Origin of the sequence: Burkholderia sp. (assembly GCF_018375725.1) — a bacterium.
Lineage (GTDB): Bacteria > Pseudomonadota > Gammaproteobacteria > Burkholderiales > Burkholderiaceae > Burkholderia.
The window spans coordinates 1-12,423 of record NZ_JAHACR010000019.1 but is presented as its reverse complement, the minus strand read 5'-3'; the positions used below and the strand labels follow the sequence as shown (position 1 = coordinate 12,423).

Annotated in this window: 12 protein-coding genes and 1 pseudogene; 4 read left to right on the top strand and 9 right to left on the bottom strand. The window is 64.2% G+C overall.

Annotation, left to right across the window (positions count from 1 at the left end; genetic code table 11):
• Positions 1 to 2: 2 nt before the first annotated feature.
• From KH616_RS05240 to KH616_RS05200, 9 genes and pseudogenes are all read right to left on the bottom strand, one after another.
• Entirely contained in the window at positions 3 to 1,253 is a 1,251-nt protein-coding gene (locus KH616_RS05240) for a pilus assembly protein TadG-related protein (RefSeq protein WP_292237866.1), read from the bottom strand.
• Positions 1,254 to 1,278: 25 nt separating this feature from the next.
• Positions 1,279 to 1,578 carry a hypothetical protein gene (locus tag KH616_RS05235; protein ID WP_292237865.1) on the bottom strand — a complete coding sequence of 100 codons (300 nt, stop codon included), beginning with the start codon at positions 1,576 to 1,578 and terminating at the stop codon, positions 1,279 to 1,281.
• A gap of 20 nt (positions 1,579 to 1,598) precedes the next feature.
• Positions 1,599 to 3,668 (bottom strand): annotated as a pseudogene (locus KH616_RS05230) (type II and III secretion system protein family protein).
• Between the two features lie 100 nt (positions 3,669 to 3,768).
• Positions 3,769 to 4,608, bottom strand: a complete 840-nt coding sequence (cpaB, locus tag KH616_RS05225) for a Flp pilus assembly protein CpaB (RefSeq protein WP_292237864.1) — start codon at positions 4,606 to 4,608, stop codon at positions 3,769 to 3,771.
• 35 nt (positions 4,609 to 4,643) lie between these two features.
• Positions 4,644 to 6,044, bottom strand: a complete 1,401-nt coding sequence (locus KH616_RS05220; RefSeq protein ID WP_292237863.1) for an ATP-binding protein — start codon at positions 6,042 to 6,044, stop codon at positions 4,644 to 4,646.
• Between the two features lie 40 nt (positions 6,045 to 6,084).
• A complete protein-coding gene (locus KH616_RS05215) occupies positions 6,085 to 6,624 on the bottom strand; it encodes a prepilin peptidase (RefSeq protein ID WP_292237862.1) in 540 nt (179 codons plus the stop codon).
• Between the two features lie 27 nt (positions 6,625 to 6,651).
• Positions 6,652 to 6,837 carry a Flp family type IVb pilin gene (locus KH616_RS05210; RefSeq protein WP_292237861.1) on the bottom strand — a complete coding sequence of 62 codons (186 nt, stop codon included), beginning with the start codon at positions 6,835 to 6,837 and terminating at the stop codon, positions 6,652 to 6,654.
• 17 nt (positions 6,838 to 6,854) lie between these two features.
• Positions 6,855 to 7,064, bottom strand: coding sequence for a hypothetical protein (locus tag KH616_RS05205; RefSeq protein ID WP_292237860.1), 210 nt, complete (start codon positions 7,062 to 7,064; stop codon positions 6,855 to 6,857).
• A 167-nt stretch (positions 7,065 to 7,231) separates the two neighbouring features.
• On the bottom strand, positions 7,232 to 7,405 hold the full coding sequence (locus KH616_RS05200) for a Flp family type IVb pilin (protein ID WP_292237859.1): 174 nt from the start codon (positions 7,403 to 7,405) through the stop codon (positions 7,232 to 7,234).
• 1,045 nt (positions 7,406 to 8,450) lie between these two features.
• Between KH616_RS05200 and KH616_RS05195 the strand changes: the two genes are divergently transcribed.
• The 4 genes from KH616_RS05195 to KH616_RS05180 all read left to right on the top strand — a co-directional run.
• Positions 8,451 to 9,689: a glycosyltransferase family 87 protein gene (locus KH616_RS05195; protein WP_292237858.1), complete on the top strand. Its 1,239-nt coding sequence runs from the start codon at positions 8,451 to 8,453 to the stop codon at positions 9,687 to 9,689.
• Positions 9,689 to 11,074 (top strand): glycosyltransferase family 87 protein, encoded by a 1,386-nt coding sequence (locus KH616_RS05190; RefSeq protein WP_292237857.1) that lies wholly within the window; start codon positions 9,689 to 9,691, stop codon positions 11,072 to 11,074. The genes KH616_RS05195 and KH616_RS05190 overlap by 1 nt, the downstream gene beginning before the upstream one ends.
• A 23-nt stretch (positions 11,075 to 11,097) precedes the next feature.
• Positions 11,098 to 12,162, top strand: coding sequence for a glycosyltransferase family 2 protein (locus KH616_RS05185; protein WP_292237856.1), 1,065 nt, complete (start codon positions 11,098 to 11,100; stop codon positions 12,160 to 12,162).
• A gap of 21 nt (positions 12,163 to 12,183) precedes the next feature.
• The coding region (locus KH616_RS05180; RefSeq protein ID WP_292237855.1) for a GtrA family protein at positions 12,184 to 12,423 on the top strand (240 nt) is incomplete at its 3' end.

Sequence of the window (12,423 nt, the reverse complement as noted above, 5' to 3'; positions counted from 1 at the left end):
GTCTACTGAAGGAGAACCGGCACCAGCGGGCCGACCGAATTTCCGTCGCCGGGCACGCCCTCGGTCGCGCACGGGCTGCCTGCCATCGTCGATGTGCCACGGTATTCAAGATGCACCGGGCCCGCGGTTCCGCCGGACTCCATCGGATCGACCATCAGCACGCAGTCCCACTGCAATACGGGTGCACTGTGTCCACTCAACAGCACCCCGCAGTCGACTTCGGGCGCCAGGGCAAGTCGGCGATCCGAGCCTGCCGGATAATTGCTCGATGCATATGAGCCGCCGGTATTGATGCCGCTCTGCGAATCGCCCTGATAGCTGTCGAATGTCTTGCGGCGGTTCACGAAGTCCGGATAGACATTTTTCCCCGACGAGTTCGACGTCGTGTATGCCCAGCCGGTGAAATCCGGTGTGCCGTCAGCTGGTCCCTTGAACGGGTTGTGATAGATCCCGAAGCGCGTGTTCCAGGCGTCGCCGCTCGAGATCTTGTTGCCCGGCGAACCGACGCTTGCGCCGGTGGAAGGCAAATTGCAATAGTTGCCCGTCAGTTCCTTGGTGATTTCGGATGCGCTGTTCGAACCGTCGAGCGCCGCCCAGCCGAAATTGCCGGGTCCGTATGTCGGCGGCGAACCGTCTTTCGATGCGATCCAGTCGCCGATGTTGTACGTGGCGCCGGCTACCGGCGGACTGGTGTCTGTGCCAGCCTTGCAGATGAAGACCGGAATCGCGCAAGTCGTCTGCGCAGGGCCGACCGTCGCGACCGCGCTCGCCGACACCGACGCATTCGCAATGCTCACGCCCGGCAGGATGTTCAGCACCTGCATGAACCAGTTCGCGATGTTGGTAACCGACGTCGTACATTTCACATATTTGATGCTGGCCGGCGACGCCACCGAGCTCTTCGTCTGGAACGCGTTGTTCAGCGAATCGCTGAATGTGACGTTCGAATCCGTCTGCATTTGCGTCGCCGTTGCCTGGAACATCGCGTAATTCAGGTGGCCGGCAGTAATGCCGGCCGCCTCTGACACCGACAGGTTCACCGTCGCCCCTGTCAAATCGCGCGCGGCCGCCAATGCGCAGGCATCGGCGCTGTTCTGTAATTCGCTCCGCGCGACGTACAACTTGCCGAGATCCAGCGCCAGGCCGACGCACCCGATCAATACCGCCAGCGTCAGCGCGACGATGACCGAAACGACACCGCGCTGACGGCGGGCGCCGCGAACGGCTTGCGGGGGTTGGACGACGATGGACATGGCAATCTCCCTGAGCGTTCTGCCGTTACTGACTGCCGGATTTGCCGATGCCAATCACAAACGCATTGGCTTTCGGCTCGACCTGCTTGAACGACTTTTCATAGTTGTCGAGCGCCGACGCCGCGGTAGCCCCCGGCATGCCGGGCGCGGATTGCGTATGGTCGGCCGCATGCGGATCGATGATCTGCGCTTGCATCACCGTACGCACCGATTCGCTGAACCGGCTGTCCCACACCGGCGTCGACGACATGCAGCCGGTGAGCGCGGCGGCGAGCGGCACAGCCATCGCCGCGCGGCGCACGAAAACGAGGTAGGCGGATTTCATGAGCTTCCCCTTGGTTGTCTTCAACGATCTGTGGACGACGGCGCCGCGTTCGTGCGGGCGACCTGCTGCGTGCGTCGCTTGGCCTTGCCCGACGAACCCGCCTGACCGGCTGCCGCGATCCGCGCGGCGGCCGCTTCGATGCGCGCGACGCGGGCCGCGGTCGCGTCGTCGGGCGCCGCGGCCGTCTGCGGCGCGGGTTCCGCTGCCGGCGCGGCTGCGGGCGCCGGCGAATCGGCTGGAGCCGTCACAGGCGCCGCCGCCGAGGGCGTGGGTTCCGGGGCGGGCACCGGCACCGGCGCGGGTGTCGGCGTGCTGGCAAGCGGTTGAGCCGGCACGTCCTGCGTCGAGACCGGCAGAGGCGACGCGGTCGGCTGCGCGGCGACTTCGGCCTGCTGCGCGGCGCGCGGCGCCGGCAGCGCGGCGGCCGGGCCGCTCGATTCACCCTTTTGCGGCGCCGGTGCCGGGCTCGGAACAGGTGCCTGCGATTGCGGCATCGGCGCGGTTTCAGGAGCCGGCTGCCTGCCATGCTTGCTCAGGCCACCGCGGCCTTCCATGTTGCCGGTCGCGAACACATCCGCTTCGTTCGGCTTTGTAAAGCTGTCGGTCGGCAGCGGCACATCGGCCGTCTGCAACGGCTTCACGAGGTGCGGCGTGATGATGAAGATCAACTCGGTGCGATCCTGCTGGAACGACGTGCTGCGGAGCAGCGCGCCCAGCACGGGAATCTCGCCCACGCCCGGCACGGCCTTCAGCACACCCGTCGCGTTGTCCTTGATCAGCCCGCCGATCGCGAACGTCTCGCCGTCGGCCATCTGCACGGTCGTCGATGCGCGCCGTGTCGTGATCAGCGGCAGGATGCTCGCACCGGCGACGTTGGTCGCGGTCAGCGTCACGCCCGTCTGCGACAGCTCGGACACCTCCGGTGCGACCTTCAGGCTGATGCGGCCGTTCGACAGCACCGTCGGCAGGAACTTCAGCCCGACGCCGAATTCCTCTTCCTGCAACGTGATCGTCGTGCCGCCGCCCGTGTTGCTTTGGGGAACCGGGATAAAGATCTTGCCGCCCGCCAGGAACGTCGCCTCCTGGCCGCTGATCGTCACGAGCTTCGGCTCGGCGAGGATCTTGACGAGATTGTCGGTATTCTGCGCATCGACCGCGACATTGAACGGCTTGTTGTTCGCCTTGCTGATCGCGAGGCCGCTCGCGACGCCGGCGAGCAGATTGCTCACCAGTATGCCGCTCCACGAGCCGAAGCCGCCCTGGATGTTGAATGCCGAACCGAGCTGGTTGATCAGCGTCTTCGACACTTCGGCGACCTTCACCTCGAGCATCACCTGCTGCGGCTGCGTGACGCTCAGCATGTTGAGCACGCTGCCGCTCTTCCCGCCTTCGCCGTTGCCGCCGCTTCCGACATTCGCATAAGCCTTTGCGATCGCCGCGGCCTGCTGCGACGCCTGCGAGCTGGACACGTTGCCGGCGAGGACGATCGTGTCGGCCGCGGTCGACACGTGGATGTCGCGCTCGTTCGGCATCAACTGCGCGAGCGATGCCTGCAGGCCGCCCGCATCGGCGCCGACGGCCACGTCGATGATCCGGCACGCGCCGCTCCGGCCCTGCACGATCATGTTGGTCGTGCCGACCGACATGCCGAGGATGTAGAGCGTCTGCGGCGACACCATCGTCGCCTGCGCGACGGCCGGATTGCCGATCGTGCGATTGCGGACCGGTTCGGGCATCGGCACGAGCATCGACTTGCCGAGCGGCACGCTGACGGACGTCGTTTAGCGCACGGCGCCGACGCAGCTCGGACCACGCAGCGGCGCGGCCGCCGGCGCCGCGCCCGCCGTGCCAGCCGCCCCCGCGGCCGGTACCGGCGTCATGCTGATCGTCATCTGCATCGGCCCCTTGCCCATCGCGGCCGGTGCCGTGGCTCCGCCGTTTTTCATGAGTGCACCGGCTTCCGCGCCTTCCTGCGCAACCGCGCTGTACACGTTGAACCATCCGGCGCACAGCGTCGCCGCGATCACCGTTCCACGCAGCGCGCGTGCACGCGCCGGTCCGGCTCCTTCACTTTGCGGTTTGATCTTCATTTCGTCTGATCCCCCGAGTGCCCGGCGAAACACCGGGCTTGACTGTCAAAGGTCGCCGCGCATCGCGAACGGCCTGGATAGTTCCGTTCTATTCATGAATTCAGAAGCATTCGACGCTGCCTCTGACACCGCTCAGGACGCCGATGCAGTCGCGCTGTGCTGAGGGTGCTGCGTGGGACGCCACATGTACGCGCACCGTGCGGGTACGCGGTGCCGGCGCCGGTGCCGCCTCCGGCGCGGCCGGCTTTCCAAGCAGCGTGAGCTTGGTCGCACCGTCGGTATTCAGCGTCTGCTTGTCGATCTGATTGCGCAGCACGAGCGACAGCGAGCCGACGCTGCGTGCGACGTCGAGCTTTTCAGCCTGATCCGGCGTCACTTCGAGCGTCACCGCATTGACGACCTTCGGCGCCGTGTCGTCCCGACTGACCTGCTGCGCGACGGCCAGCACCAGAATGTGCTCGAGCACGATCTTGGAAATTTGCTGGTTGTCGCTCTTGCCAGGCTCCTGCGTATTGACGATGACGTCGACGTAGTTGCCCGGCAGCGCGAATCCGGCAACGCCGACGACGTCGTTCACACGCACCGTGATCGCACGGTTGCCCGGGCCGATCACAGCGGACAGCCCGCCCTTCGTGCCGACCGGCGCGAGCTTCGCTTCGAGCACCGGTTCGCCACGGGTCAGGCTCGTGCGGACAACTCGCCCTTCAAGCAGTTTCGTGTCAGTGAATGCACCGGGCGGCACGCTGCCCGTCGGCCAGCTGACGGTGCGGATCTGGGTCGGCCCAAGCGGTTCACCCAGATTCAGGTCGGCGGCCGCGACAGCGATCTGCGTCACGGCGCTGGTGGACGTTTGCACAAGCCAGCGCGATGCGAACGCGACGGCGGCGAGACCAGCCACCATGGCGATGATCAGCATCGTGATTGCGCGACTGTTTTTCATGGCAATGCTCCTCGACAGATCGTGAATGGAACGCCTCAACCATTAGCCCGCGTGCGGTCGTGGCGCTCGGCCGGCGGTGTGTGCGGATTTTCCCGTTCGGGCGCGGAACCGAAGTAGCCAACCCATGCCTCATGCAGCCCCTCGTGCGTGACTTCCGCCGGATCGCCGCGGTAACGTGCCCCCGCTGCGACGAGTCGCAGCAGATCGCCCGGGTAGCAGGCGAGAAAAGGTTTGCCGGTCGGCAGGTGCAGATGGTGCAGCAGGTAATCGAACGCGTCGCCGGCCGGCACGAGACCGAGCGATTTGCACGTCGCGTCGAATACCGCGTGGTAGTCGTCGATCGGCATCGGACCGACGTACAGCTTCGAGCCGAGGCGGCGCAGGAAGGCTTCGTCACCAAACTGCAAAGGAGGAATGTTGCTCGAGAACACCGGCCACACATCGAACGGCACGATAAAGCGATTGCCGGATCCGAGCGTCAGCAGGTCGATGCCGCGGTCGAGCGGCCGCAGCCAGCGATTGAGCAGATCGCGGGGTTCGACGCGCTGGCGGCCGAGGTCGTCGACGATGTACATCCCCATGTTGGCTTTCATGTGCGGCGGCGCCTGGTAGTAGCCGGATGCATCGTCGCGCTGCAATTCGAGTTCCTCGAGCGTCAGTTCGCCTCCCGACATCACGATCGGGCGTTCGCAGAGCCGCCAGCGCCGGTCCACCGCCTGCCCCGCCGGTTGCGACTGCGCGTCGATATGCACGAGCGGGTCGTAGATCTGGATGATTTCGTCAGCGGCATACACTGCATACGGCACCGGCACGTCGCCGTGCATCAGCGAACCCAGCCGCTCCGCAAGGAACGTCTTGCCGCTGCCGGCCGGCCCGTGGATCAGGAGCGGTCGCCCGGCGTTCAGCGACGCAGCAGCTGCGTCGAGGGCAGCCATGTCGATCACGATGCCCTCAAATGCAGCCATCACTTCCGCGCGCGTGATACGCAATTTCTTCACCGAGTGTTCGGCGATGATCTCGAGATATGCTTCGAATGTCACCGGTGCGGGTCCGCTGTAGTTGCTGCGCGACTTCTCCTCCAACGCGAGCACGCGGCCGGCGTCCGTCAGGCGGAACGACACATCCAGGTCGGTTGTGCCGCGATGTGTAATCTCTACGAGATGCTCGCGGACGAGAAATGCCAGCACGTCGTCGAGCACCGAGATCGGCAGGCAATGCCGCTCGATCAGGTCGCCGTATTCCGACCGGCCGTGCATCAGCGTGGACTTGAGCACCAGACCGGCGAGAAACGTCTCGCCCAGTCCGGTATCTGTGAGCGTGCGCGGCACGCGCGGCAGGCGCGCACAGATCTTCGTATGCGATTCGCGCGATGGCGACGGATCGGGCAGATGTGCGATCTGCGCGTCGCGTTTCTGCGAGGGTTGATCTGAGTTCATGATCGCTCCATATTCAGCATCGGTTTCGCATGCCGCCCATCTATACGGCCGCCGCGAACAACATGCCCAACGTGCCCGCCGCAATCGCGACTCCGTAGGGCAACGACCCCACCGACTCCGCCTGGGCATCCACTTCGGCCACGCCGCCCTGCTGCCGGATCGCGGCGCGCAAGAGCATGCGGCGGACATTGGCGAACAGCTGCCTTGCGCAGCCCCGCCACAGCACGACCGCGAGTGCACCGATCCCCCCCGCCACGAAGGTCGCCAGCACGATCCAGACCGCCAGCGCCGGGCCGACCCACGCGCCAATAGTCAGCATCAGCTTGACGTCGCCAGCCGCCATGCCGCGCAACAGATACAGCGGCAACAGCAGACCGAGCCCAGTCGCCGCGCCGGCCAGCCAGCCGACCACGCCGCCCGACACACCGAACAGCGCACACTGCGTGATGAGCGCGCCTGCGAGGCCGAGTCCAATCAGGCGATTCGGGATGCGACGGCTCGTGATGTCCGTGCTCGCGGCGACGATCACGAGTGCGGTCACGCAAAACGGAATGGGCTGGGACGGCATCGCGGGCAACATGGCTTACTCTCCGGTCTGGTTACCGCATTACTGTGTCGCAGCCGCGATGAGCGACGCGACATTCTGGTAAAGATCGCCAAGCGTGCCGCCTAGAGAACCGACAGTGCCCGCGATCGTCACCGCGATCAGCGCTCCCAGCAGCGCGTATTCGATCGATGTCACCCCCGTTTCATCATCGATCCATCGCGCTACCACATACATACCGGTTTGCATGACGATCTCCTTTTTAGTCATCTGGTGGCTCTGCACGTGAATCGCGTCGGCCGATGTCTATCCAGGCGGGTCTTCTGAGTACCAAACTGCGCGTCATGCCACATGCGCCGCTGCTCGGTTTCGAAGGTCGTGAACACCGAATTCAGATCGGTTCCCACCGGCCGCACCACGTCTATCATCACGACTTCAATCAAGGTGGACGCCGAGCCGGCAATGATCTCGGACACGCTACCTACCTCCCGCGGGAAGCATGAGCGAGGGCCATCGTCGAACAGGCCCGGCAGGCCGATGGGAAGCGCTGCAAGACATGCGTAACATGGCATGCTCCTCATTGCGCAACCGATCCTGGTAAGGAAGACGGGCGATTCCACCGTGAACTCGCCCGTCGGCGGGTTCACGCAAGTTCGTTTCCGATTTTCGCGAAGACTGCGTTGAGATTTGTGCCGACTGTGCCAACAGTGGTGATGATGACAACGGCGATCAGTGCAGCGATGAGCCCGTATTCGATGGCGGTCACGCCGTCTTCGTCACGAACGAATTGCTTGACTTGCTGGATGAGCTTGGACATGACAATTCTCCTTTGTATGACTAACAAAATACCCTCGCCACCATTGGCTCGGGGGCTACTGCTGGCACTACACGAAATCAGAACGAGAAGATCGGCCGAAGCGGAATCGGTGCGCGTGCACACATGCCCTTGCGAGCCGTATCGACGAATGAGGAAACGCGCGTCGGGTGCGCATGCGTGGCGATCTGCCTGACGCGCCTGCCACCCGGGGCGGCTGGGAGACCGGTCGACGCACGTCGGCCGGACGAATGAATCGCGGCCGCCCGGTGGTGTACCGTGGTGCTGCGATGGCGGCTCACGGGCCGCGACATGCCTTGGCCCATCATTTTTGTTACCCCCGACTTACGTCATTCAGCCTTCTTTTTGCAATCGGGCGATGCCGATGCACCGCTGGTCAGACGGCGACTACCCAGTCGGTCAGGATGCAAAACTCAAGCGCGCTCCAGACTTCAACCCCGTGGGCGGCGCCGGCTCCGATCCTGGTGTATTCGATATCTGGATCAGTCCGACGTCGCGTCGTCGACTCCCGCGTGCTCCCTTTCGCAAAGAGCGGGCCAGCTTGATCGGAATCCAGCAGACACAAGGGATTGGGTCAGACGCTTCATCGAATGCAGACGGCGTGGCATGCCGGAAGTTACGCTTCTGATACATCTCCGGCGCCGCGGCAACGGTCGTCACGCTCGCTCAGCCGCGCCAGACAAGGCTAAAAAAATTTTCTCGGGATTTTCCCCAATCGGTAGGGAACTCGTGTCTGGTGGCAAGTGTGCAGGTTTGCATCGTCCGATATCGCGAAATGTTTCAGGCATGCAACGGACGTGTGCGTTGTGAGCCATTTCGGGCCGCTCGCCTCGCCCAATTCGCCACACCGACGATGCTTAAGCACACGGCCAATTTTCCGGCGATTTGCGCCGCGACGCTTTTTTTCCAACAATGGAATCGCCGGACGCAACCAGAAAGCGAATACGCTTCCGCGTCTGCACGATAGGACAACATACGAACGAATAGGCTGCATCGACTAGGCAGCCCTCACCGCAGGCGGGGTGTCATGTACATAGTGAATCGGGGAACGCGTCTGCGCGCGCGACGTTGTGCAAATTGGCTGACGGCCGACCGAGTCGTGCCATACAGCTGCGCATTGCTACTGCTCACGATCATCACGCTGTCCGCTTGGGCGTGGACGACGCACGGCTTCACCACCAACTCTACTGCGCGTCCCGGAATCGATTTCGCCGTGTTCTGGACCGCATCCGACATGATCCTGCATGGTCAAGCCGCGTCGATCTATGACTATCGACTCTTTTCCCATGCCGAACAATTGCGGTTCGGCTCGTATCTATACGGCAACTTCCTGCCGTGGCTGTATCCGCCGACGATGTTGCTGCTCGTCGCGCCGCTCGCTTTCGTGCCGTTTCTGCCCGCATTCTTCCTCTTTTTCGCGGGCAGTTTTTTATGCTATGTGCGTGCGGTCGATGGTCTGTCCCGACTGCGCGCGCAACTGCCGCAACCGCGGCTTGCCATGCTTGTCGTGCTTGCGTTCCCAGGCGTATTCATCACGGTCATAGCTGGACAGAATTCGCTGCTCACCGCGGCTATCGCGGCGCTCGCGATCCGTCAGCTCGAGCGCCGGCCGGTCGTCGCCGGACTGCTCGTCAGCCTGCTCGCCATCAAGCCGCAGCTGGCCATACTGTTTCCGCTCGTAATGATTGCCACCGGCGCATGGCGCGCGTTCGCAGCCGCGGCGGCCGGCACGACGCTGTTCGTCTTCGTCAGTGCAGCGTTCGGCGGCCGCGCTGCGGTGCAAGGCTTCGCCGAGGGCATGTCGACGGTGCGCGACAGAATCGTCGAACATGGCGTGGTGTACTGGCATGTGTCTCCCACGCCGTTCGCCGCGCTGAGGCTTGCCGGTGCGTCACTGTCCGTCGCGTATGCTGCGCATATCGCAATCGCCCTGCTTGCCGCGGCAGCCACCGTCGCGGTATGGCGACGCACGCGCGACCTGCGCCTGCGTGGTGCGTCGTTCGCGACCGCGACAATGCTGATGTCCCTCTATCTCTGGCACTACGAGCTGGCGTGGCTCGGCATAGCGGTCTTCTGCTTCGTCGCCTACGGCCTCGACCATGGCTGGATGCCGGGCGACCAGACCGTGGTCGTGCTCGCCTGGCTACTGCCCGCATTCGAACTCATCAACCGGCTCACGATGTGGTCGCAATTTGGCCCGGTCGTGCTGCTCGCGATGCTGTTTGTCGTCATTCGTCGCGCATCGCTGACGCCGCAGGAGCCGTGATGCACATCCGACTGCCCGGCCGCCACGTGTTGCCTGCGTGCGACGCCCATCCCGAGTTGCCCGCCGCCGGTCCGCGCCGCCGGCCGCACTGGCTTACACTGCGTCGCGTGCGCACCTGTGCGCACTTCGCGCTATTCGGTTACATGGTGTTCCTCGGCATCTACGTCGTGCGCCGCTTCGGCCCACACGACGCTATGATCCCGTCACTCGGAATCGATTTCGCACCGACGTGGCGCGCTGCATGGCTCGCTGCACATGGCCGCGCGCTCGACGTGTGGCACGTCGCCGCGCTGCATGCCGCGCGGGAGCAGGCGTTGCCGGCCATGCATGGGATGCAGGTCGAACCGCTGTGGCAGCATCCGCCCGGGATGCTGCTGATTGTGACGCCGCTCGGATGGCTGCCCTATGTATTCGCTGCCTTGTTATGGATCGGCGGCTCATATGCGCTGTTCGCTGCGATCTGCCATGCGATCGTGCAACGCCGCTCAGCATCCCTGTGCGCGTGTGCATTTCCGGGAGCGTTCCTGGCCGCGATCGCCGGCCAGAACAGCCTGCTGACTGCCGCCACGGCTGGGTTCGGCCTGTTGCTGTTGCAGCGCCGGCCAATCGCTGCCGGCATATGCTTCGGCATCCTTACCCTGATAGTTCCGCAACTAGCCGTGCTGTTCCCGCTCGCGCTGCTGTGCGCCGCCCAATGGCGCGCGCTAGCCGCCTGGGCGGTGACGGTCGGGGCAAGCACCGCGATCACGATGCTCGCGTTCGGTCCCGACGTGTGGATCGATTTCATGAGCGGCCTCACTGGTGCCTATCGAATTATCGACACCGGTCATGCGTCCCTTACGCGGATGCCAACCGCATTTGCGCTGGCGACACTGGCGGACTGGCCGCCGATTGTCGCGTACACCCTGCAGGCAGCATCGATCGTGTTCGCGATTGGCGCCGTGTGCTATGCATGGCGCGGCAGCTGCACGTATGCGCTGCGCGCAGCAACGCTCACCTGCGCAAGCCTGCTCGTCAGCCCTTATCTTCGCGATTACGATCTCACGTGGTACGGCATCCTGATCGCGTGGTATGCCCGCTACGCGTTCGCGCTCGGCTGGCACCGCTTCGACCGTGAATGGCTCGCACTGCTGTGGCTGTTGCCGCTCGCGGGCAGCAGGATCGCCGATTACCTGAGCATTCAGTTCATGCCGCTCGTCACGGCCGCGACGCTCGCACTGCTCGTCGCGCGCATCGCACGCGAACGCCACGACGCGCCGTGTCTGCCGGATGCACACGACAGTGCAACCGATACCGGATTCACACACGCCGGCCGGCCACACCATGCCGCGCCGCGATTTCATCGACTCGACCGCCAGCTGCTGCCGCACGGCAGCCGCCACTAGAGCGGCATTCACTGGGGAATGTCATGCGCGCCCACATTCAAAAACCGCTCATCTCGCTGGTCGTGCCGTTCTACAACGAGGGCGAGGCCGTCGAACGATTTTTCGATTCCGTCGTCCCGATCATGGACGCCATCGAAAGCATTCGCTTCGAGATCGTCTGCATCAACGACGGCAGCCGGGACAACACGCTCGACCGCCTGATCGCGATCGGCGCGAAGGATACACGCGTGCGCGTGATCGATCTCACACGAAATTTCGGTAAGGAAGCGGCACTCACGGCCGGCATCGACGAAGCGATCGGCGACGCGGTGATCCCGCTCGATGCGGATCTGCAGGATCCACCCGCCCTGATTCCGGCCATGATCGAGCATTGGCGCGACGGCGCGGAGGTCGTCGCCGCGAAGCGCACCAATCGCGCGTGCGATTCGTTCGCGAAACGCGCCGCGGCCGCCCTCTACTACCGCGTGCACAACGTGCTGTCGGAAGTCAAACTGCCGGAAAACGTCGGCGATTTCCGGCTGATGGATCGCCAGGTCGTCAACGCACTGCGCAGCCTGCCGGAACGCCGCCGGTTCATGAAAGGTTTATTCGCGTGGGTCGGCTACCGCACCGTGATCATCGAATACCAGCGCGAAGCGCGCAGCGCCGGCCACTCGAAATTTTCCGGCTGGAAGCTGTGGAATTTTGCGCTCGAAGGGATCACGAGCTTCAGCACGGTGCCGCTGCGAAGCTGGACTTATATCGGCCTCAGCATCGCAGCACTGGCTTTCCTGTACGGCACGTTCATCGTCGGACGCACGCTCATCTATGGCAATCCCGTGCACGGCTATGCATCGCTGATTTCGGCGATGCTGTTCATGGGCGGCATCGAACTGATCGGAATCGGCGTCATCGGCGAGTATGTCGGGCGCATCTATTACGAATCGAAGGAGCGGCCGGTATATCTTGTCCGCCGCCGCTATCAGGCACGCAGCAAGGTGACAACGCTGCCCGTCGCACGCGACTCGCTGCGTCAGGCCGCGGCTGCCGCGCGCGCCGATCTCGCGCGCCGCCGCACGCAGGCGCGTCACCGCGTCGCTGCACGCTGACCGCTCTTGCGGGAGCCGACCGTGATTCGTTCCCTCTACGCCGCCGAACGCACACGACTCTTCCGTTTCGGCATATCCGGCATCTGTTCGACCGCAATCCATACGCTCGTCGCTTCGGCAATGTTCGCGCTGTTCGATGCGTCGCCGGTCGCGGCGAATGCCGTCGCATTCGTGATTGCGACTGTGTTCTCGTATCTCGCGAACACGCTGTGGAGCTTTTCGGCGACCGTGCAATGGAGCAATCTGATCCGTTTCCTCGCC